Source organism: Nocardia sp. NPDC055321, from assembly GCF_053645575.1.
The window spans coordinates 331,829-355,985 of sequence record NZ_JBSHMS010000004.1 but is presented as its reverse complement, the minus strand read 5'-3'; the positions used below and the strand labels follow the sequence as shown (position 1 = coordinate 355,985).

At 70.9% G+C, this 24,157-nt stretch carries 7 protein-coding genes (1 of these 7 only partly in view); 4 read left to right on the top strand and 3 right to left on the bottom strand.

The features are described 5' to 3' along the window. The first annotated feature begins 4 nt into the window (after positions 1 to 4). From ACWIGI_RS08510 to ACWIGI_RS08500, 3 genes are read left to right on the top strand one after another with little or no spacing between them, the layout of a single operon-like run. Positions 5 to 757, top strand: a complete 753-nt coding sequence (locus ACWIGI_RS08510) for a DUF1989 domain-containing protein (RefSeq protein ID WP_454201701.1) — start codon at positions 5 to 7, stop codon at positions 755 to 757. Further along, a complete protein-coding gene (locus ACWIGI_RS08505) occupies positions 754 to 1,371 on the top strand; it encodes an urea amidolyase associated protein UAAP2 (RefSeq protein WP_454201700.1) in 618 nt (205 codons plus the stop codon). Before ACWIGI_RS08510 ends, ACWIGI_RS08505 begins: the two co-directional genes overlap by 4 nt. A gap of 5 nt (positions 1,372 to 1,376) precedes the next feature. Then, a complete protein-coding gene (locus ACWIGI_RS08500; RefSeq protein WP_454201841.1) occupies positions 1,377 to 3,395 on the top strand; it encodes a 5-oxoprolinase/urea amidolyase family protein in 2,019 nt (672 codons plus the stop codon). 24 nt (positions 3,396 to 3,419) lie between these two features. Here ACWIGI_RS08500 and ACWIGI_RS08495 read toward each other — a convergent pair whose 3' ends face one another. Next, entirely contained in the window at positions 3,420 to 3,893 is a 474-nt protein-coding gene (locus ACWIGI_RS08495; protein WP_454201699.1) for a MarR family winged helix-turn-helix transcriptional regulator, read from the bottom strand. Between the two features lie 111 nt (positions 3,894 to 4,004). On the opposite strand from ACWIGI_RS08495, the gene ACWIGI_RS08490 reads away from it, so the two are divergent. After that, a complete protein-coding gene (locus ACWIGI_RS08490) occupies positions 4,005 to 5,144 on the top strand; it encodes a GDSL-type esterase/lipase family protein (RefSeq protein WP_454201698.1) in 1,140 nt (379 codons plus the stop codon). Between the two features lie 60 nt (positions 5,145 to 5,204). Here the strand turns inward: ACWIGI_RS08490 and ACWIGI_RS08485 are convergent, their stop codons facing one another. Together ACWIGI_RS08485 and ACWIGI_RS08480 are read right to left on the bottom strand one after the other, a co-directional pair. Beyond that, positions 5,205 to 5,804, bottom strand: a complete 600-nt coding sequence (locus ACWIGI_RS08485) for a Uma2 family endonuclease (RefSeq protein ID WP_454201840.1) — start codon at positions 5,802 to 5,804, stop codon at positions 5,205 to 5,207. 179 nt (positions 5,805 to 5,983) lie between these two features. Then, positions 5,984 to 24,157, bottom strand: partial view of a non-ribosomal peptide synthase/polyketide synthase gene (locus tag ACWIGI_RS08480; protein WP_454201697.1) — the final stretch only. Its footprint extends 25,926 nt past the window's final position; only the last 18,174 of its 44,100 coding nucleotides appear in the window; the start codon falls outside the window, past its right edge; it ends in the stop codon at positions 5,984 to 5,986.

Genomic DNA, 24,157 nt, shown 5'->3' with positions numbered 1-24,157 from the left:
TCTCATGACGACGACCACCGCGGATACCACGAGCGCCCGGGCGCACGCCCGGGCGCAGGCAGCGGCCGCGACCCGCAACGGCCCGGTCCTGCCCGAGGGCATCGAGCCGGCGAGAGTCACCTTCGCCCAGCGGATTCCGCCGGGCGGCTACGCGAATGTCGTGCTCGGCCGGGGCACTCGGCTCCGGCTGTCGGATCCGGCGGGCTCGGCGTGCGCGCACCTGCTGCTCCTGCGCGCCGAATCTCCCTGGGAGCGGCTCAATGTCGCCGATACCGTGAAAGTACCGTGGCAGGCGTATCTGGGGGCCGGACATCCCCTGCTGTCCGATCAGGGCCGGGTACTGGCCACCGTGCTGACCGACACCTCGGGTCACCACGACACCCTGTGCGGCCCCTCGGACGCCGCCCGGGCGCGCTTGCGGATGGCCGGGGTCAAGCAGGGCCTGGAACCCCGCGACATCGGCCCGACGGTGTCGTTCTTCCGGGGCGTGCGGGTCGAGGCGGACGGCTCGCTCGTCTCGACCGGCGGCGCGGGCGCGGGCGGCGCGGTCGAACTGCTGATCCACCTGCCGGTGACCCTGCTGCTCGCCAACGCCGAACACCCCCTCGATCCGGTCCCGCCGACCGACCTCGACGCGGTGGCCTGGTCCGCCCCCGCCGATCTGGCCCTGACCCCCAACACCGATCCGGAATACCTGCGCGCGGTGGAGAACACCGAACAGGATTGGCACGCCCGCACCCTGGAGGCCCTCGCATGATCACCGCAGCCCGCACCGTCGTCCTGGACGAGACCGTCCCCGCCAGCGCGCCCTGGTCCACCGTGGTCCGCGCCGGGGAGCAGCTGGAGATCATCGATCTGCACGGCAATCAGGCCGTGGACTGCCTGCTGTACTCGGCCGCCGACCACACCGAGCGCTACAGCGCCCAGGCCACGATCACCGCGCAGCGCAACATCTTCCTGAGCACGGGCAGCGTGCTGCGCACCGACTCCGGGACCGCGCTCATGACCGTTATCGCCGACGAGGTCGGCAATCACGACACCGTGGCCGGGGCCTGCTCGCAGGAGTCCAACACCCTGCGCTACGGCCACCACACCCGGCACCAGCACGCCTGCGTGGAGAACTTCCTGGCCGAGGCCATGAAATGGGGCCTGGGCAAACGGGATCTGGTCTCGAACATCAACTGGTTCATGAACGTGCCGGTGGAGGCCGACGGCACGCTCGGCATCGTGGACGGGCTGTCCGCGCCGGGCAAGACGATCACGCTGCGCGCGGAGATCGACACCCTGGTCCTGGTCTCGAACTGCCCGCAGATCAACAACCCCTGCAACGGTTTCGACCCGACGCCGGTGCGCATGGTGGTGACCCGATGACGACCATGCTGAGCACCCCCGCCGACGCCGCCGCGCCCGCGCCCGAACCCGTGCGCACCATGCACGTGGTTCGCCCCGGCGCGCAGACCACCGTGCAGGACTGGCCCGGCCGGGTCGGCTACTGGCACGTGGGCGTACCGCCGTCCGGGCCGATGGACGACCTGTCCTTCCGGCTCGGCAATCAGGCCCTGGGCAACGCCGCGAGCGCGGCCGGACTCGAATGTGTGCTCGGCGGACCGGCATTGCGCTTCGACGAGCCCACCTGGGTGTGCGTCACCGGCGCCTCGGTGCCCGTCACGGTGAACAGGCAGCCGGTGCGGCAGTGGCGCAGCACGCTGGTGCCCGCCGGCGGGGTGCTCGACGTCGGCACGGTGCGCGGGCCGGGCATGCGGTCCTACATCCTGGTGGCCGGCGGTATCGAGGTGCCCGAATACCTCGGCAGCCGTTCGACTTTCACCCTCGGCAAGTTCGGCGGCGGGAGCGGGCGGGCGCTGCTGGCGGCGGACGAGTTCGCCCTCGGGACGCCCGGCAGGGTCACCGCGGGGGTCACCGGCGACGATCAGCCGGTGCTGACCCGGCGCTGGGAACTGGCCGTCACCGAGGGGCCGCACGGCGCGCCGGAGTTCTTCACCCGCAACGACTTCGACACCATCATCGGCACCGACTACGAGGTGCACTTCAACTCCGATCGGACCGGTGTCCGGCTCATCGGGCCCAAGCCGCAGTGGGCGCGCCCGGACGGCGGCGAGGCGGGTATGCACCCGTCGAACATTCACGACACCGCGTATTCCATCGGCGCACTGGATTTCACCGGTGACACCCCGATCCTGCTCGGGCCGGACGGGCCGAGCCTGGGCGGTTTCGTCTGCCCGGTCACGGTGGTGGCGGCCGAGCGGTGGAAGCTGGGTCAGCTCTGTCCCGGTGACACGGTGCGTTTCGTGCCGGTGCGTGCCGATCGCGCGGCCTCGTTGCGCGAACTGGGCGCCGCACGACGCGCGTCCTGGCCGATCGTGCTGTCCTCGGGCGGCGACGGCGACGACGGGGTGCTGGCGCGGCGCGAGGGCTCGGACAGCGCCGAACCCGCCGTGACCTATCGCCGGGCCGGCAACGACGGCCTGCTCGTCGAATACGGTGACATGACACTGGATCTGGAGCTGCGCGCCCGCGTGCACGCCCTGCACCAGGCGATGCTGGCGCGACGTGAGCCGGGCGTCACCGAACTCACCCCGGGCATCCGGTCGCTGCAGGTGCGGACCGATCCGGACCGGTTGCCGACGGGCAAGCTGCTCGATCTGCTGGCGGAGGTGGAGTCCGAACTGCCCGCCGCGGACGAGCTGGTGGTGCCCAGCCGGACGGTGCGACTGCCGCTGTCCTGGGACGATCCCTCCACCCGCGAGGCCATCACCCGCTACATGCACGGGGTGCGCGCCGATGCGCCGTGGTGCCCGTGGAACATCGAATTCATCCGCCGCGCCAATGGATTGGCCACCGTGGACGAGGTCTTCGACACCGTGTTCGCGGCCGAGTACCTGGTGCTGGGGCTGGGCGATGTGTACCTGGGCGCTCCGGTCGCGACCCCGACCGATCCGCGTCATCGCCTGGTCACCACCAAGTACAACCCGGCCCGCACGTGGACCCCGGAGAACGCGGTCGGCATCGGCGGCGCGTACCTGTGCATCTACGGCATGGAGGGTCCCGGCGGGTACCAGTTCGTCGGGCGCACCACCCAGGTGTGGAATCACCGCTCCACCGGTGTCGGCGAAGATCCTTGGCTGCTGCGCTATTTCGACCGGATCAGCTGGTACCCGGTGAGCGCGGAGGAGCTGCTGGACCTGCGCGCGGACGTGGCGGCCGGGCGCGGTGAGCTGCTCGCGACGGACGGCGAGTTCCGGCTGGCCGACTACCGTCGTTTCCTGGCCGAGAACGCCGATTCCATCGCCGATTTCCGTGCAGGTCAGTCGAAAGCGTTCACCGCCGAGCGCAATTCGTGGCGCGAGGCGGGCGAGCTGACCGAAACGCCCTGACGAGCGGGCTTTTCCGGCGACGCGTCAGCCGGTGATCCGGGTGGCGTCGGGGTTGGCGGTGTCGCGGATGACGCGCAGCGCGGCGGTGACGGTCTCCAGCTGGGCGGGGTCGAGCAGGCCGGTGAACCACTGCTCGACCCCGGCCAGGTAGGCGGGCAGGACCTCGGCCACGCGGTCCGCGCCGGCGTCGGTGAGGACGGCGTAGGCGCTGCGGCGGTCGTGCGGATCCGGTTCGCGGTGGACGAAGCCGTTGCGTTCGAGCCGGTCCACCAGGCGGGTGACGCCGCTGGTGGACAGCCGCGTCTGCACGGCGAGATCGGTCATGCGGAGCCGGCGACCGGGAGAACGGGTCAGGCGCAGCAGCGCGTTGAGGTCCAGGCCCGAGAGCCCGGCCCGGCGGTAGGTGTCCTCCAGCCGGGCGACGAAACCGTCGTGCGCCTCGAACAGCAGACCGGCCATGGTCAGCCGGGGGTCGTCGAAGAGTTGCTCGATATCCACGGTGACCAGCGTAGACCATAAAATTGCTCTGCGGATAGTTGACATGAGGAACATTTCCCGTATGTTGTTGCTCAAGCAATATTCCGCACAGCAACTAAATGAGGTTTCGCAATGACTGCACAGGACTGGGTCGCCGCCTTCCGTACTCCGCTGGTGAATCCGGCCGAGGAGATTCGACTGGCGGAAGCGCGCGGGTTCGCCGGCGAGACGCTGCGGCAGGTGGTTCGGTTGGCCGGAGGCGGCACGCGACTGCGGGTGCGGCTCGGCAATCGGTATGCCGCACAGGATGTGGTGATCGGCGCGGCGCGCGTCGCGCCGCGGATCGGGGGTCACGAGGTGGACGGCACCGCGGGTCGGGTGGTGCGCTTCGCGGGTTCGGCCACGGCGCGGATCCCCGCGGGCGGTGAAATCGTCAGCGACCCCATCGATCTGGCGGTGACCGCCGGTATGGACATCGCGCTGAGCCTGTACTTCCCGGAGCCGACCGGCCTCGCCGCGTTCTCCCAGCTGCCCGGTGAATCGGGCTGGATCGCCCCCGGCGACCACACGGCCGCGCCCGCCCTGCCCGACGCCGAGGAGACCACCGGCCGCTACTTCCTCACGGGCGTGGACGTTTTCACCGACGCCGCCACCCCGGTCCTGGTCGCGTTCGGCGATTCCTGGTTCGAGGGCGTCGGTTCCACCCCCGGCGCGAATCGCCGCTCGGTGGACGTCCTCAATGCGCTACTGCCGCACGGGTGGACGGTGAACCAGGGCATCTCCGGCAACCGCCTGCTCAGTGATCAGATCGGCGAGAGCGGCCTGACCAGGTTCGATCGCGACGTCCTGGCCGTCCCCGGGGTGGCCGCCGTCTGGCTCAACTTCGGCATCAACGATCTGATCCTGGCCGGCGCCGCCGCACCGGAGGACCTGATCGCCGGCTTCACCGCCCTGGCCGAACGGGCCCGCGCCGCCGGTCTCCCCGTGTACGCCAACACCATCGGCCCGTTCGCCGGCGCGATCTACCCCGGCCTGACGGTCGCCGAGGGCGTCCCCGTGCGCCGGACGGTCAACGCCTGGCTCCGCACGACGCCGGTGTTCGACGCCGTCTTCGACGTGGCCGCCGCCGTCGAGGACCCGGCCCGCCCCGACCACATCCACCCCGACTACGACAGCGGCGACGGCATGCACCTGAACGACGCCGGCGCCCGCGTCATGGCCGAGACCGCAGATCTCTCCGCTCTGTCTCCCCGCCGTCCGGCCTCCGTCTGACGGTCGCGGTCACACCACCGCCCGACCGGTGTTCCTCACCGGCCGGGCGGTTTCGCATTGTCAGGGCAGCAGCGTCGCTGGGTCCAGGGTGAACTCGAAAGGGCTACTGAGGGTTTGCCCGCGTCCACCTGAAATGCGATGCGCTAGAACATATTCGTCGCCGTCTCCGAGCACATAGGCGAAAAGCACCGGCAGCACCTCCCCCGGCAACTGCCCTTTGAACCGATTGACTTCGAAGCGCCAATAGTTCGGGATGCCGGCCTCCGCGTAGATCACCGGCTTGGCCAAACGATCCTGCAGGGTGGTGGACGGCGAAACCACTTCGACGACCAATCTGACCTGATCGGCGGGTAGGCCGCGATCCGTCCAGGGAATGGGTTCCACACCGACGACGAGATCCGGAATCGGTTCGCCATCTCCCGCTAGCACTCCGACGCCGGGCAGCGCGAAGTATCCCTTCGGCAACGCGGGCTTGAGCGCATCGCGCAACTCACTGATCAGCCACTGATGAAGCGGCTTCGGGGCGGCGTTCACAACGAGCAATCCATTCAGGACCTCGTACCTGAGTCCGTTCTCGGGCAAATGATCGAGGTCGGCCGCGGTCCAGCGATCGGAATCGGGAACGTGCATACCCGAATTGTCGGCCTCATAGACCGGCATAGCCACCGCAACCACCTCCGACCTCGGACCGGCGGGGGCAAATCCGCCCCCTGAGCTGCCCCGAGCGTAACGAGATACGTTTCGCGACTCGCCGAAAACGCAGATTATCTGCGGATAGAACCGGCGGTGCGCCGCAGCGGGCGCGGTGGCGACCGGTCGACGGTCGCCACCGGCTCCGATCACGGGGTGTCGATCGTCCGGATCTCCTCGCCCGCTTCCGCCACCGGATCGCCGGGGCGGGTGAACCAGTGGGTCACCTCGCCCTCTTCCAGATCGGCGGCGAGGTCGCCGGTCGGCAGGACCGAGAGCGCGCCCGCGGTCGAGACGGCGAGGAACTCGGCTATCGCGGCGGGGCCCGCGGTCGCGGTCGTGTACGTCGTCGACTCGTAGTCGATGTCGTGCTCGGCGCGCAGGGTCGCCGCGCGGTCGAGGGACTCGGCCTGGGTGAGGGTGGCCCAGGTGTTGTCGGCGGCCCGGTGGACGAACGCCGGGTCGGACTCGCTCAGCGGGCGGATCCGGTCGGTGTAGGTGACCGGGTGGGCGGGGCGGGCCGCCAGATCCGACTGCACCTTGGGATCGGCGGGGACCAGCCAGCGGATGGAGCTGGCGGCCGGATCCTGGGCGATGCCGAAGCTGGCTCCGGCGGCGAGGATGTCGCCGAAGGACAGTCCGTCGGCGAACAGCGTTGCCGCACCGGCCTTCTGGATGGCCCAGACCGCGACCACGGCGTCGACCGAACGCGGCAGGGCGACCGCGACGATGTCGCCGGGACCCGCGCCGCGGTCGATGAGCAACCGCGCGAGCTGCGACGAACGCCGGTCCAGCACGTGGTAGGCCAGCTCCTGACCACCCGCGAGCAGCGCGGGCGCCTGCGGATCCTCCTCGACCACCTCGGCCAGCACGTTGGCCACCGTGCGCGCGCCCACGCGCGCCGGCTCCACGGCCGAATCGCCCGTGGTGACCGCGCTGTCGGCCAGGATCCGCGCCCGCTCGCCGGCATCGAGGATGTCGATGCCGCCGACCAGGGCGGTGGGATCGCCCAGCAGCGCGTCCAGCACCCGGTTCAGGCGCGCGGCGAGGATCGCGACCTCGTCGGCGCTGAATCGCGAATCCAGATAGCGCATCACGATCTCGATGGACTCGCCCGCCATGACGGCCAGGGTCATCGGGTAGTGGGTGTCGTCGTTCATGCCGACACCGGCCACCGTCATGCCGTCGATGGAGCTGGCCGCGGCGATGGCGTCCTTGTCCACCGGGTAGGACTCGAACACCACGAGGGTGTCGAACTCCGCTCCGGCCCCGGCCAGCCGCTGGATGTCGGTGAGGCCGATGTGGTGGTGTTCGAGCAGGTCGGCCTGTTCGCGCTGCACCCGCTCGAGCAGGCCCTCGATGGAGAGCCGGTCGTCGACGCGGATGCGCACGGGCACCGTGTTGATGAACAGACCGACGATGGACTCCACGCCCGGCAGCTCGGCGGGGCGGCCCGACACGGTGGCGCCGAACACGACGTCGCCGCGGCCGGTGAGCCTGCCCACCAGGATGGCCCACGCGGTCTGCACCAGCGTGTTCACCGTGACGCTGAGTTCACCGGCGCGCTTGGCGAGCTGACGCGTGCGTTCGGCGTCGATGTCGAGCACGTGCCGCCCGATCTCGTACTGCTCGTCGGCCTTGCCCGCGGGCGCGAGCTGGGTGGGCTCGGAGACCCCCGCCAGCGCACGGGTCCACGCCCGCAACGATTCCTGCCGATCCCGCCCGGCCAGCCAGGCCAGGTAGTTCCGGTAGGACACCACGCGCGGCAGCGCCGAGATGTCGCCGCGCACCGCGTACAGCATGAGCAGATCGCGCATGAGCAACGGCATGGACCAGCCGTCCACCAGGATGTGGTGGGTGGTGATGGCCAGGTGCCACGCCTCGGTTCCGGTGCGGTACAGCGTGAATCGCATGAGCGGCGGTGCGGACAGGTCGAAGTGGTTCGCCCGGTCCGCCGCCATCAGTTCCTTGACCCGCGGAATGCGTTCGGCCTCGGGCAGATCGGTGAGATCGACCTCGAACCACGGTGCGACCGCGCGTTCCAGCGCGACCTGATGCGCCTGACCGTCGGCGTCGGTGACGAACGCGGTCCGCAGGCTCGGGTACCGATCGACGATGCCCTGCGCGGCCGCGCGCAGCCGCTCGGTGTCGACGGCGCCGTTCAGATCGAGCATGGCCTGCATGGTGTAGACGTCCAGCACGCCGCGGCTCTGCGCGAGCATGGCCTGGAACAGCAGACCCGACTGCAGCGGCGAGAGCGGCCACACGTCGTTCAGCGCGGGGTAGGTACGCTCCCAGCCGGCGATATCGCCCTGGGTAACCCGGACCAGCGCCATGTCCGACGGCGTGTATCCGCCCGCGTCCGGCGATTTCACGTGTTCGGCCAGCGCGGTCAGCGCCGCCACGAACAGCTCGGCGAACTCCTCGACCCGTTCGCGGCTCAGCAGCCCGGTCGGGAAGGAGAAGGCCGCGCCCAGCTGCGGTCCGTCCTCGCCGTCGGTGACGATCGCGTTGATGTCGAGGGTGGCGTTGGCGGGCATGTCGAGATCCATGTCCGCGTCCAGCTGCCCGAGATCCCCGGACGGCGCCCAGCCCAGCTGCGCGAGCTGTTCGGGCACTTCACCACTGGACACACGGCCCAGGTAGTTGAAGCTGATCTGCCCGACGCTGCGCAGCCGCGGCGCGGTCTCGGCGTTCAGGTAGCGCAGCAGGCCGAAGCCGACGCCCTTGTCCGGCACCGCGAGCAACTGCTCCTTGACCGACTTGACGATGTCGCCCAGGGCTCGCCCGCCGGCGAAGGCGTCGTCGAGATCCGCACCGGCCAGATCCAGGCGCACAGGGTAGGCGCTGGTGAACCAGCCGACCGTGCGCGAGAGATCCGAGCCCGGAACGACCTCTTCCTCACGCCCGTGACCCTCGAGCTTGATCAGCGCCGCGGCCGTGCCGTCCGCCCGCCAGCGCGCGACCGCCATGGCCAGCGCCGAGAGCAGACCGTCGTTCACGCCGCCGCGGAAGCGACCCGGGATCGAGGTGAGCACCGCGTCGGTGACCGCCGCGGGCACGGTGACCTCGACGCGGTCGACCGTGGCGAAGGTGTCCACCGCCGGATCGAAGGCGCGCGCGCCCAGCGGCGGGTCGACGGTCTCGACCACGCCCTGCCAGAACGGCAGTTCCGCAACGCGTTCCGGCGCGACGGCCGCGTCGAGCAGCGCGTGCGCCCAGCGGCGCATGGAGGTGCCGTTGGCCGGGAGCGCGATCGGCTGCCCGAAGGCCAGCTGCGACCACGCCACCGCGAAGTCCGGAATCAGGATGCGCCAGGAGACGCCGTCCACCACGAAGTGGTGCGCGGCGATCAGCAGCACATCGGCCCGGCCGCCGCCGAAGGCGAACCACACGAACCGCATCATCGAGGCGTTCGCGGGGTCGAGCCGGCCCAGCGCGCCGTCGAGTTCGGCGCTCGCGACCCGCGACAGCTCCTCGTCGGAGATGTCGGCGGCGAGTTCGACGCGATGCACCAGGGCGTCCACGTTCACGCCGCCGCGCTCGAGCGCCTCGAATTCCCAGCCGTCCACCGCGTTTCCACGCAGGCGCGAGCGCAGCATGTCGTGGTGGTCGAAGACCGCGGCCAGGGTGCCGACCAGGGTCGCCCGGTCGATGCCGTCCGGCAGCCGCAGCGCCATGGACTGCGAGAAGCGCTGGTACGCAGAGCCACTCGACAGAATCGCGGTCATGATCGGCGTCAGCGGGACGTCGCCGACCCCGCCGCCGGGCAGTTCCGCCAGGCGTTCGGTCTTGCCGTCGCCGCCGAGTACGGCGATCTCGGCCAGTCCGGCGACGCTGCGCTTCTCGAAGACCTCGCGCGGGCTGAACAGGATCCCGCGCGCCTTGGCCCGCGAGACCAGCTGGATGGACAGGATCGAGTCGCCGCCGAGCGCGAAGAACGAATCGTCCACGCCGACCTGGTCCACGCCCAGCACCTCGGCGAAGACCTCGGCGATCACGGACTCGACATCGCTGACGGGAGCGCGGAATTCGCGCGGCGCCAGCACCGGCGCCGGGAGCGCGCGCCGGTCCAGCTTGCCCGCCGGGGTGAGCGGGATCCGATCCAGCACTGTGATCGCGGTCGGCACCATGTACTCGGGCAGTCGCGCCGCGGCGTGCTCGGTGAGCGCCGCGATGTCGATGACGGCGCCGGCGACCGGCAGCACGTAGGCCGCCAGGATCGTGGTGCCCACCTCGGTCTTGTGGCCGACGGTGACCGCGAAGTCCACGTTCTCGTGCGCGGCCAGCGCCGCGTCGATCTCGCCCAGCTCGATGCGGAAGCCGCGCACCTTGACCTGGAAGTCGTTGCGGCCCACGTACTCCACGACGAGGTCGCCCGCGGCGTCGCGCTGCCAGCGCACCACGTCACCGGTGCGGTAGAGCCGCTCGCCGGGTTCGCCGTACGGGTCGGCCACGAAACGCTCGGCGGTCAGTCCCGGACGGGCGTGATAGCCGCGCGCCAATTGCGGTCCGGCGACGTACAACTCGCCGGAGACGCCCTCGGGCACCGGGTGCAGGCGCGAGTCCAGCACCATGACCCGCATACCGCGCACCGGTCCGCCGATGACGACGGTGTCGCCGGGCGCGAGCGCACCGGAGATGTTGGTGGCGATCGTGGCCTCGGTGGGGCCGTACGCGTTGTGGAAGCGGCGGGGGCCCGCAGGGTTCACCGACCACTTGGCCACCAGATCCGCGGACACCGCCTCACCACCGGCGATGATGACCTCCATGCTCGCCAGCTGCGCCGGCTCGAGGGAGGCCAGCACGGACGGCGTGATGAGGCCGACGGTCACCCGCTCGCCGGAGATCAGCTCGCCCAGTTCGTCACCGCCGTAGGTGCCCGGGGGCACCACGACCAGCGTGCCGCCCGCACCGAGCGCCAGCAGCAGCTCGAGAATCGAGGCGTCGAACGACGGCGAGGCGAAATGCAGTGCGCGCGAGGAGCTGTCGAGGCGGTAGCGCTCGACCTGCTCGCGGCTGAAGTTCGCCAGACCCGCGTGGGTGACGACGACGCCCTTGGGCAGGCCGGTCGACCCCGAGGTGTAGATGACGTACGCCGCGGTCGCCGGGCGGATGGCGGACCACCGTTCGGCGTCCGATACCGCGGCGGGCGAATGCGATTCGATCTCGGCGATGGTCAGCGCGTCGTCGAGCGCGATCCAGCCGGCCAGGCTCGCGACCGGCGGCAGCGCGTCGATCTCGGCGTTGACGGTCAGGCCCAGCACCGCGCCGGAGTCCGAGACCATGTGCGCGATGCGGTCGGCCGGGTAGGCGGGGTCGACCGGCACGAAGGCCGCGCCGGACTTGGCCACGGCCCAGACCGCGAGCACCGATTCGAACGAGCGCGGAATGGCAACGGCCACGCGCACATCCGGTCCGGCGCCGCGCTCGATGAGCATGCGAGCAAGTCGCGAGGACGCCGCGTCCAGCTCGGAGTAGCCCAGCACCATGCCGTCGAAGACCACGGCCTCGCCGACCGGATTGGCCGCCACGGCGGCGGCCATGATCTCCGGCAGGGTCGCCGGCGCGAGCGCGGGCGCGCCGGTGCGGGTGAGCAGTTCGGTCCGCTCGGCGGCGGCCAGCAGACCCAGATCCCCGACCGGGGTCTGCGACTGCGCGGTGATCTGCTCGAGCAGCCTGGTGAAGCGCTGCGCGAACTTCTCGACCGTGCTCTCGTCGAACAGGTCACGGGCGTACGCGAATTCGGCGTACATGCCCGTGTCCGGCCCGGCCTCGGCGATGGTCAGCGACAGATCGAATTTCGCGGTGTCGTTCTCGAAATCGACGGCGGCGACCCGCAGTCCGGGCAGCTCGAAGGTGCTGTCGGGCAGGTTCTCGAACGAGAGCACCACCTGGAACAGCGGGTGCCGCGCGGTCGAGCGCTCCGGGTTGATGATCTCCACGAGACGTTCGAACGGAATGTCCGCGTGCGCGAAGGCGGCCAGGTCGGCGTCCTTGGCGCGCGACACGAGCTGACCGAAGGTCAGGTCCGCGTCCACCGCGGTGCGCAGCACCAGGGTGTTGACGAACATGCCGATCACATCGTCGAGTTCGGCCTCGCCGCGGCCCGCGATCGGGGTGCCGATGGCGATGTCCTCGGTCCCGGACAACCGGGCCAGGAACACCGCGAGCGCGGTGTGCACCACCATGAACATGGTCGCGTTCTGCTCGCGGGCGATGCGCTGCAGCCCGCGGTGCAGGGCGGTGCCGATCGGGAACCGCACCTTGCCGCCGTGGAAGGACTGCGCGGTGGGGCGCGGCCGATCCGACGGCAGGTTCAGCTCGTCGGGGAGTCCGGCCAGCGCGGTCCGCCAGTACTCGGCCTGGGCCGAGATGAGGCTGTCCGCGTCCTGTTCCGAGCCGAGCACCTGGCGCTGCCACAGCGAGTAGTCGGCGTACTGCACCGGCAGCGGCGCCCAGCCCGGCGTGACACCGGCCGCGCGCGCCGCGTAGGCGATCATCACGTCGCGGGTCAGCGGGCCCATGGACCAGCCGTCCGCGCTGATGTGATGCGCCACGATGACGAGCACGTGCTCGACCGGGGGCCGCTCGGGCACCCGGCTGCGCGCGCCCAGCACCGCCGCGGCGGCCTGTTCGCCGACCGCGCGCAGGGTCGCCATCTCGAAGGCGTCGGCCGCGTCCAGCACGGCCGCCTCATGGCCGCGCGGTTCCTCGACCGGCGCGGACGGGGTCTCGACGCGGAACAGCCGGGCGCGCACGGGCGCGGCGACGGTCACGTCGAAACCGGTGGAGATGATCTCGGCGATGCGATCGCGCACCTCGGCGGGATCCACCACGACCGGCGTCAGATCCGGGATCACCTGGGCGGCAGGCACGATCACCTGCGTGGCCGCGCCGTCGACCTGCGGGTACACCGTGCGCAGGGTCTCGTGGCGGGCGATCACGTCGGCGACGGCCTGCTGCAGCGCGTCCACGTCGAGCTCGCCGGTGAGGCGCACCGCGACGGGGATGTTGTAGGCCGCCGACGCGGTGTCGAACTGGTTCAGGAACCACATGCGCTGCTGCGCGAGCGAGAGCGGCACGGCGGCCGGGCGCGGCTGCGCGGTCAGCGCCTGCCGGTTGCCCGCCCCGGCGTACAGCTCGACCTTGGCGGCCAGCCCGGACACGGTCGAGGCCTCGAACAGGGTGCGCACCGGCACCCGCGTGTCCAGGGCCGCGCCGAGGCGGGCCGCGACCTGCGTCGCCAGCAGCGAGTTACCGCCGAGGGCGAAGAAGTCGTCGTCCGCGCCGACGTGCTCGGTGCCGAGTACCTCGGTGAACACCCCGGCCACGATCTCCTCGATCGGGGTGGCGGGCGCCCGGAAGGCGGTGGTCTCGAACTCGGGCTCGGGCAGGGCCTTGCGGTCCAGCTTGCCGTTCACGTTGAGCGGCAGGGCAGGAAGGACCACGAAGGCCGAGGGCACCATGTACGACGGCAGCGCGGCCGCGAGCACCGACTTCACCCGTGCGACATCGGTTCCCGCGTCCCGATCGGCGGGCACGAGGTAGGCGACCAGGCGGTCGCCGGTGCGCTGATCGGACTTGGCCAGCACCGCGACCTGCGCGATCTCCGGCAGGTCCAGCAGCGCGGACTCGATCTCGCCGAGCTCGATGCGGAAACCGCGGATCTTCACCTGGAAGTCGGTGCGGCCCCGGTATTCCAGCTCGCCGTTGCCCGCCCAGGCGACCAGGTCGCCGGTGCGGTACATGCGCTCGCCGTCCCCGAAGGGGTTGGCCACGAAGCGATCCGAGGTCAGATCGGGTCGCCCGAAGTACCCGCGCGCCAGCTGCGCGCCGGCCAGGTACAGCTCGCCCTCGACCCCGGCCGGAACCGGGCGCAGGCGCGCGTCCAGGACGTAGACCTCGCTGTTCCACTCCGGCAGGCCGATGGAGACCGAGCCGCGATCGGCGTCGGTGACCAGGTGGCTGGTGATGGACACCGCCGCCTCGGTCGGGCCGTAGAGGTTGAACAGCTGGGCCGCCGGGTTGGCGGCGCGGAACCGTTGCGCCACCGAGGCGGGCAGGGCTTCACCGATCGCCAGCACGCGGCGCAGCGAATTCGTCAGCGCGCCACCGTTGTCGGCGGCGGTGATCAGCGCGTCGAGCATGGACGGCACCACGTGCAGGGTGGTGATCTGCTCGCGGTCCATGAGCTCGGCCAGGTACACCGGGTCGCGGTGACCATCGGGCGCCGCGATGACGAGCCGACCGCCCGAGACCGCCGCGGACCAGAATTCCCAGACCGAGAGGTCGAAGGTGGCGGCGGTCTTGAGCAGCACCGCGTCGTCGGCGCCCAGGCCGAATTCCGCGGTCTTCCAGTGCAACTGGTTGACGATCGCGGCGTGCGGCAGCGCCACGCCCTTGGGGCGGCCGGTCGAGCCGGACGTGAAGATCACGTACGCGGTGTTGGCCGGGCTCAGCGGTGTGATCCGCTCGTGGTCGCCGATCGCCGCGCCCGCGAAGGGATCCAGCGACAGCTGATCCAGGCGCACCAGCGGTGCGGCCTCGGTGGTGAAACGCGCCTCGGCGTTGGTGAGCACGCACACCGGCGCCGCGGTCTCGAGGATGTAGTCGGTGCGCTCGGCGGGCTGGTCGGGATCGACCGGCACGTAGGCGCCGCCCGCGGCCGAGACCGCGTACATGGCCACGACCAGATCGACCGAACGCCGCAGCGCCAGCGCGACCCGGGCCTCCGGGCCCACGCCCATCGAGATCAGGTGCCGGGCAAGGCGATTGACCCGGCGGCCGAGTTCGGCGTAGGTGAGCACCGCGCCGTCGGGCCCTATCAGGGCGACGGCGGTGGGGATGGCGGCCACGGTGGCGTCGAGCATCGAGGCCAGCGTCGCGGAGCGGTCGGTGCGGTGCGCGGTGGCGTTGCGGCCGCCGAGCAGTTCGGCGCGCTCGTCCGCGGCGAGGAGTTCGATGTCGCCGACCGGGATGCGCGGTGCGGCGATGATCTCGCCGATGAGCCGGGTGAACCGGTCCACGAAGCCCTGCACGGTCTCGCGATCGAACAGATCGGTGGCGTAGGTGAAGAAGCCGGTGATCCCCGCCGCCGCGCCGCCGTCCGCGTACCGGTCGGTGGCGATGAGGTGCAGGTCGAACTGCGAGATGTCGGTGTCGATATCGAGCCCGGACACGGTCAGGCCGGGCAGTTCCAGGCTGGACTGGGCCAGGTTCTGGAAGGACAGGCCGACCTGGAACAGCGGGTGCCTGGCGGTGGAGCGCACCGGGTTGAGCACCTCGACCAGGCGCTCGAACGGCACGTCGGCGTTCGCGAACGCCTGGATGTCGGTCTCGCGCTGGCGGGCGAGCAGTCCGGCGAAGGGTTCGCCGGCGTCGACCCGGGTGCGGAACACCAGGGTGTTGACGAACATGCCGATCATGTCGTCCAGCGCGGCCTCGCCGCGACCGGCCATCGGGGTGCCGATGGCGATGTCGTCGGTGCCGGACAGGCGGGCCAGCAGCACCGCGAGCGCGGTGTGCACGACCATGAACAGCGTCGCGCCCTCGGCGCGCGCCAGATCGATGAGCGCGCGGTGGGTTTCGGCGTCGATGCTCCAGCCGACGCGGCCGCCGGTGAAGGACTGCACGGCCGGTCGCGGGCGATCGGCGGGCAGATCCAGCTGGTCCGGCAGCTCGGCCAGCGCGTTGCGCCAGTAGCTGACCTGCTTGGTGGCCAGCGATTCCGGATCGCTCTCGTCACCGAGCAGTTCGCGCTGCCAGATGGAGTAGTCGGCGTACTGCACCGCGAGCGGCGACCAGCCCGGCGTCTCACCCATGGCGCGGGTGGCGTAGGCGGTCATCAGGTCGCGGGTCAGCGGGCCGACCGAGGAGCCGTCACCGGAGATGTGGTGAATCACCAGCGCGAGTACGTATTCCGGAACCTGGGTCCCGGCGGTGTCCTCGATCCGGAACAGCGCGACCTTCAGCGGCACCTCGGTGGTGACGTCGAAGATGGTCGAGGTCAGCGCCAGCACCGCGGCGGGCGCGTCGGCGCCGGTCACGGTGCGCACCTCGAGTTCGGGCACGGCCTGTGCCGCGGGCAGGATGACCTGCACCGGCCCGTTCTCGGTCTGCGGGTACACCGTGCGCAGGATCTCGTGGCGGGCAACGACATCGGCGATGGCCGCGCGCAGCGCGTCCACGTTCAGGTCACCGGTCAGGCGCACCGCGACCGGCACGTTGTAGGCCGCGGACTGGTTGTCGAAGCGGTTGAGGAACCACATGCGCTGCTGCGCGAGCGAGAGCGGGATGTGGTCCGGACGCGGTCCGGCGGCCAGGGCCTTGCGGCCACCGGCCCCGGCGTCGTGTTCCACCCGGGCCGCGAGCGCGGCCACGGTGGACGCCTCGAACATCAGGCGCACCGGCACCCGGGTGTTCAGCGCCTCGCCGAGGCGGGCGGCGACCTGGGTGGCGAGCAGCGAGTTGCCGCCCCACGCGAAGAAGTCGTCGTCCAGGCCCAGGCGGCCGTTCTCCAGGTGCAGCACGTCGGTGAACACGCCGGCCACGATCTGCTCGATCGGGGTGACCGGGGCCCGGAAGACCGCCTTCTCGAAGGTGGGCTCCGGCAAAGCCTTGCGGTCGAGCTTGCCGTTGGCGTTGAGCGGCAACGCCTCCAGCGGCATGAAGACCGCCGGCACCATGTACGACGGCAGTTCGGCCAGCAGCGCCGACTGCAGCGCCTGCTTGTCGATCGTGCCCGTAGCACCGACCACGTAGGCGACCAGGCGGTCGCCGAGCACCGGATCCTGGTGTGCGACAACGGCGGCCGAGACGACCTGCTCCTGCCGCAGCAGCGCGGACTCGATATCGCCGAGCTCGATGCGGAAACCACGGATCTTCACCTGGAAGTCCGTGCGGCCCCGGTAATCCAGCTCACCGTTCGCGTTCCACGCCACCAGATCACCGGTGCGGTACATCCGCTGTCCGGGCTCGAACGGGTTGGCCACGAAGCGATCCGAGGTCAGATCCGCCCGCCCGAAGTACCCGCGCGCCAACTGCGCACCCGACAGGTACAACTCACCCGACACACCCACCGGCACCGGGCGCAGACGCGCGTCCAGCACGTATACCCGGCTGTTCGCCTCGGGCGCGCCGATGGAGACCGACACCGCGTCCGCGGCGCTCACCCGGTGGTTCGTGATCGAGACCGCGGCCTCGGTCGGACCATAGAGGTTGAACAGCTCGGTGCGCGGGCTCTCGCGCAGCACGCGCTGCGCCAGCGGCCCGGGCAGTGCCTCGCCGATGGCCAGGATGCGCCACAGCGAATCCGGCAGGCCGTCGGTGACCAGGGCGTCGAGCATGGACGGCACCACGTGCAGGGTGGTGACCCATTCGCGCGCCATGAGCTCGTTGAGGTACGCCGGATCCTTGTGCCCGTCGGGCAGCGCGATGACCAGGCGGCCGCCGCAGGCCACCGCCGACCAGAACTCCCAGACCGAGAGGTCGAAGGTGGCGGCGGTCTTGAGCAGCACCGCGTCGGCCGCGTCGAGCCCGAATTCCGAACTCTTCCACAGCAACTGGTTCACCACGGCGCCGTGCGGCAGGGCCACGCCCTTGGGGCGGCCGGTGGAACCGGAGGTGAAGATGACGTAGGCGGTGTTCGCCGCGGTCAGCTCGCGCACCCGTTCGGCGGCGGTGATCGGGGAGTCCGAGTGCTCGGACAGGTCGAGCTCGTCGATCCGCAGCACCGCGAGGCCGGCGAGGGATTCCGCACCCTCACCGGTGATCTCGTACGCGTCCCGGCCGGTGGTCAGGACACAGGCGGGCGCGGCGGTTTCGAGGATGTAGTTGGTTCGCTCGGCGGGCTGATCGGGATCGATCGGCACGTACGCCGCACCGGCCTTGGCCACCGCGTACATCGCCGTGACCAGATCGGCCGAGCGCCGGATGGCAAGGGCCACCCGGTCTTCCGCGCCGATGCCGCGCGCGATGAGCTCGCGGGCCAGGCGGTTCACCCGGGCGTCGAGCTCGGCGTAGGTGATGTTCTCCGCCACGCCCTCGGCCGTGTCGGCCACCAGGGCCACCGCCTTGCGGTCGGCGGCGACGGCCGCGTCCAGCAGCGAGACCAGCGTGGCGGTCTCCGCGCCCGGGAACACCGGGTTCAGATCCCGCGCGGTGTCGTTCCACCGCTCGAGGATGCGCACGCTGTCCTCGGCGCCGAGCAGGTCGATCTCGCCGACGGTGACGTCGGCGTTCGCCAGCACCGCGTCCAGGATGCGGATGAAGCGATCGGCGAAGGCGCGGATCGTGCTCTCGTCGAAAATGTCGGTGGCGTAACCGAATTCGGTGAGGATCTCGGCCGGCGCGCCGCTGTCGGTGTACCGGTCGTAGAGCGTCACGTGCAGGCCGGTCTTGGCCAGCTGCGATTCGAACTGCACCGCGGCCACGTGCAGGCCCGGCAGTTCGAAGGCGCTCTCGGCCAGGTTCTGGAAGGACAGGCCCACCTGGAACAGCGGATTGCGCGCGGTGGAGCGCACCGGGTTGAGCACCTCGACCAGGCGCTCGAACGGCACGTCCGCGTTGGCGAACGCCTCGAGGTCGCGCTCGCGCACCTCGGCCAGCATGCCGGCGAAGGTCGCCGACGAATCGACCCGCGTGCGGAACACCAGGGTGTTCACGAACATGCCGATGAGGTCGTCGAGTTCACGTTCACCGCGACCGGCGATCGGGGTGCCGACCGCGATGTCGTCGGTGCCCGAGAGCCGGGCCAGCAGCACCGCGAGGGCGGCGTGCACGACCATGAACAGCGAGGCGTTGTTGGCGCGCGCCAGCTCGTGCAGCCCGGCGTGGCGCTCGGCGTCGATGTCGAAGCGCAGCGCCTTGCCGACGAACGACTGGGCCGGCGGATGCGGGCGGTCGGTCGGCAGCTCCAGCTGGTCCGGCAGTCCGGCCAGCGCCCGGGTCCAGTACGCGACCTGCTGTGCGGCAAGCGATTCCGGGTCCTCTTCCGAACCCAGCACCGCGCGCTGCCACAGCGCGTAGTCCGCGTACTGCACCGGCAGCGGCGCCCACTGCGGCACCTCGCCGTTGGCGCGGGCCACGTAGGCGGCCATCACGTCGCGCGACATCGGGCCCATGGAGGAGCCGTCGGCCGAGACGTGGTGCACGGTGAAGGTCAGCACGTGCTGTTCGACATCGCTGTCGGTGATGCGGAACAGCTTGACCGCCAGCGGCACCTCGACGGTGACGTCGAAGGTGGTCATGGCGAATTCGATGACCTTGCCGAGCAGGTCGCCCTCGCGCACGGCCTCCGGGACGAGCATCAGGTCGGTCTGCGAGGCGGGCAGGATGACCTGGTGCGGGCCGTCGGCGGTGCGCGGGTAGATGGTGCGCAGCACCTCGTGGCGCCCGATCACGTCGCCGAGCGCCTGCTCCAGGGCGTTGAGATCCAGTGCACCGGTGAGGCGTACGGCCAGCGGGATGTTGTCGACCGCGGAGGTGCTGGTGTCGAACTGGTTCAGGAACCAGTAGCGCTGCTGCGCCGGGGACAGCGGCACCAGATCGGGCCGCTCGCCCGCGACCAGGCGCGGACGGGCCCGGCCGGATCCGGCGTGCCGCTCGACCCGGGTGGCCAGCGCCGAGACCGTGGAGGCCTCGAACAGATCGCGCACCGCCAGGTGGATGTCCAGGGCCGCGCCGAGGCGGGCGGTGACCTGGGTGGCGATGAGCGAGTTGCCGCCGAGCTCGAAGAAGTCGTCGTCCACACCGACCCGGCCGACGCCGAGCACGTCGGCGAAGGTTCCCGCCACGATCTCCTCGATCGGGGTGGTGGGCGCGCGGAAGACCTTGGTCTCGAAGACCGGTGCGGGCAACTGCTTGCGATCGAGCTTGCCGGAGGCGTTGAGCGGGAAGGCGTCCAGGATCACGTAGGCGCCCGGGACCATGTAGCCGGGCAGCGCGTCCTGCAGTTCGGCGCGCACGGCGTCGGTGTCGACGGTGTGGCCGGCGGCCGGGATCACGTAGCCGACGAGCTGATCGCCGAGGCGATCGTCCGACCGCACCACGACCACCGACTGCGCGATGGAGTCCACCGCGGTGAGGGCGGCCTCGATCTCGCCGAGTTCGATGCGCAGACCGCGCAGCTTGACCTGGAAGTCGGTGCGGCCCAGGTATTCCAGCTCGCCCGCGCCGGTCCACTTGACGAGGTCGCCGGTGCGGTACATGCGGCGGCCGGAGTGGAACGGGTCGGCCACGAAGCGATCCGCGGTCAGATCCGGGCGCGCGACGTAGCCGCGCGCCAGCTGGGCGCCCGCGAGGTAGAGCTCACCCGCGACACCGGGCGCGACCGGGTGCAGTCGCGAATCCAGCACGTAGACACGGGTGTTGAACACCGGGCGGCCGATCGGCACGGAGACCGTGTCGGCCGGGGTGACCTCGTGGTAGGTGACGTCGACCGCGGCCTCGGTGGGGCCGTACAGGTTGTGCAGCTGCGCGCCGGTCAGTTCCAGCAGCCGGTGCGCGGTGGGCGCGGGCAGGGCTTCACCGGAGGCGAAGACGTTGCGGAGCGAGACGCATTCCGCCGCACGCTCTTCCGCGACGAAGACCGACATCATCGACGGCACGAAGTGCACGGTGGTGACGTCGTGGTCGACGATGAGCCCGGCCAGGTACGCCGGATCGCGATGCCCGTCGGGCTTGGCGACGACCAGCGCCGCGCCGATCTGCAGGGGCCAGAAGAACTCCCACACCGACACGTCGAACGTGGCGGGCGTCTTCTGCAGCACCACGTCGTCGTCGAACAGGCCGTATTCGGTCTGCATCCACACCAGGCGGTTGACGATCGCCTCGTGGCTGACCGCCACGCCCTTGGGGCGGCCGGTCGAACCCGAGGTGAAGATGACGTACGCGATGTTGCCCGCCAGCAGCGGGGCGACCCGGTCGGCGTCGGTGATCGGCGCGTCGGAGAACGACGCCAGATCCAGGGTGTCGATGTGCAGGGTGCGCACCCCGGCCTCGACGCCGTCGCGGGTGGTGGTGAGCACGCATACCGGCTTGGCGATATCGAGGACGTAGCGGTTGCGCTCCTCCGGATGATCCGGATCCAGCGGCACGTACGCGCCGCCGGCGGCGATGACGGCGTACATGCCGATCACCAGGTCGAGCGAACGGCGCATACCCAGCGCCACCAGGCAGTCGCTGCCGACGCCCGCCGCGATGAGGTAGCGGGCCAGGCGGTTGACGCGGGCGGAGAACTCGCCGTAGGTCAGCGACTCGCCCTCGAACACCAGGGCCGTCGCGCCCGGGGTCTGCGCGGCCTGGGTCGCGAACATCGAGGCCAGGGTGACATCGGCGGCGGACTTGCGGCCCGCCAGCGCGACCCGGGTGACGTCGTACTCGGTGGCGTTCCACGAGCGCAGCACCCGGCGGCGGTCGAGGTCGTCGAGGATGTCGATATCCCCGACCAGCGCCGCCGGATCGGCGACCACCGCGTGCAGCACGCGCAGCAGATTGCCCGCGAAGCCCGCGATGGTGTTCGCGTCGAACATGTCGGTGGCGTAGGCGAATTCGGCGGTCATGCCCGCGCCGCGGCCGTCCGCGCCGACGCGTTCGGTCAGCTCCAGGTGCAGATCGAACTTGGCGGTGACCACGTCCAGCGGCACGCCCGCCACTTCCAGCCCGGGCAGGGTGAAGGTGGCCGCGCCGGTGTTCTGGAAGGACAGCATCACCTGGAACAGCGGGTGCCTGGCCTGCGAGCGCGCCGGGTTGAGGATCTCCACCAGGCGTTCGAACGGCAGGTCGGCGTGGCCGAAGGCGGCCAGGTCGATGTCCTTGGTGGTGGCCAGCAGTTCGGTGAACTTCGCGCCGGCCTCGACCGGCGTGCGCAGCACCAGGGTGTTGACGAACATGCCGATGGCGTCGTCGAGCACCTGCTCGCCGCGGCCGGCGACCGCGGTGCCGATGGCGATGTCGTCGCCGCCGGAGAGCCGGGCCAGCACCGCGGCGAAGGCCGCGTGCACGACCATGAACAGGCTCGCGCCGTGTTCGCGGGCCAGAGTGTTCAGGCCGTCGAGGAGTTCGGCGTCGATGCCGAACTCGTGCACGCCGCCGCGGTTGGAGGCCACGGCCGGGCGCTGGCGATCCGCGGGCAGGTCGATCTGGTCGGGCAGCCCCGCCAGCGTGCGGGACCAGTAACCCACCTGCTGGGAGATCAGCGATTCGGCGTCGTCCTCGGAGCCGAGCGTCTCGCGCTGCCAGAGCGCGAAGTCCGCGTACTGCACCGGCAGCGGAGCCCACTGCGGCACAGCGCCGTTGGCGCGCGAGGCGTAGGCCAGCATGACGTCGCGCGCCAGCGGGCGCACGGACCAGCCGTCGCCGGAGATGTGGTGCACCACGAAAACCAGGACGTGCGTGGGCTGTTCGGCATCGGTCACCCGGAAGAGCCCGGCGCGCACCGGCGCCGCGACGGTGACGTCGAATCCGGTGAGCACCAGTCCGGCGACCCGATCGGGCAGTTCGGACTCGGTCACCTCGACCGGCGCGGAGTCCACGGTGACCCGATCGGCGGGCAGAACCACCTGCACGCCACGGCCTTCGGCGTTCTCCGGGTAGTAGGTGCGCAGCACCTCGTGCCGTTCGAGCACATCGCCGACGGCGTCCCGCAGGGCCGCCACATCGAGGTCGCCGGTGAGGCGGACCGCGAGCGGGATGTTGTTCACCGCGGAGGCGGTGTCGAAGCGGTTGAGGAACCACATGCGCTGCTGCGCGAGGGACAGCGGGATCTCGTCCGGGCGCCGCTGTGCCACGAGTTCGCGGCGTGCGCCGGTACCCGCCTGCACCGCGACCCGGGCGGCCAGGGCCGCGACGGTCGGGGCGTCGAACAGCGCGCGCACCGGCACCCGGGTGTCCAGCGCCGCGCCGAGGCGGGCCACGACCTGAGTGGCGATGAGCGAGTTGCCGCCGAGCTCGAAGAAGTCGTCGTCCGCGCCGACGGGCTGTTCCAGCCCGAGGACCTCGGCGAAGACCGCGGCCACCGCCGATTCGGACGGCGTGGACGGCGCGCGGAACTCGCGCGCCTCGAAGACCGGTTCGGGCAGGGCCTTGCGGTCCAGCTTGCCGCTGGTGTTGAGCGGGAAGGCGTCCAGCGCCACCACGGCGGCCGGAATCATGTACACCGGCAGCGACTGCCCGGCCTGCGCGAGCAGTTCGCGCGGCTCGATGGTGTGCCCCGGGGCGGGCACGGTGTAGGCCACGAGCTGATCGCCGGTCGGGGTCGGCACCACCAGCACCGCGGCCTGGCTGACCGCGGGCTGGGCCAGCAGCGCGGTCTCGATCTCGCCCAGCTCGATGCGCTGACCGCGGAACTTCACCTGGAAGTCGGTGCGCCCGATGTACTCCAGGCGCTGCGGCTCGCCGGCGGGCTCGCGCCACACCACCAGGTCGCCGGTGCGGTACATCCGCTGCCCCGGCTCGAAGGGGTTGGCCACGAAGCGATCCGAGGACAGGTCCGGGCGGCGGACATAGCCGCGCGCCAGCTGATCGCCCGCGAGGTAGAGCTCACCCGCGACACCGGCCGGGGTGGGCCGCAGGCGCGAATCCAGCACGTAGACACGGCTGTTCCACTGCGGGATACCGATCGGCGCGGTCCGGGTGTCGCTCGCGGTCACCTGCCAGTAGGTGATCGAGACCGCGGCCTCGGTCGGACCGTACAGGTTGTGCACGGCGATGTCGCCGAGTTCGCGGACCGCGGCGGCGGTCTCCGGCGGCAGCGCCTCACCGATGACGAAGACGTCGCGCAGGGTCGGCAGCGAGCCGACCGGGGTGTGCGCGGCGAAGACGGTCAGCATGGACGGCACGAAGTCGGTGACCGTCACGCCCTGCGCGGCGATGACCTCGGCGATGTAGGCGGGATCGCGATGCCCGTCGTGGGTGGCCACCACCAGGGTGGAGCCCACGCGCAGCGGCATGAAGTAGCCCCAGAGCGACACGTCGAAGGTGGTCGCGGTCTTCTGGAAGTACACGTCCGCCGCACCCATCGGGTATTCGGCGAGCATCCATTCGATCTGGTTGTCGATGGCCGCGTGCGTGATCGCGACGCCCTTGGGGCGGCCGGTCGAGCCCGAGGTGAAGATGACGTACGCGGTGTTCGACGCGCGCACCGGTCCGAGGCGCTCCGCGCTCGTGATCGGCGTGCCCGGGTAGCCGGACAGGTCCTCGACGTCGATCTCCAGCACGGCGCGGTCACCGGCGTCGAAATCGTCACGGCTGGTGGACAGTACGCAGACCGGCTGGGCGGTGTCGAGCACGTGCCCGATGCGCTCGGCCGGGTGGTCGGGGTC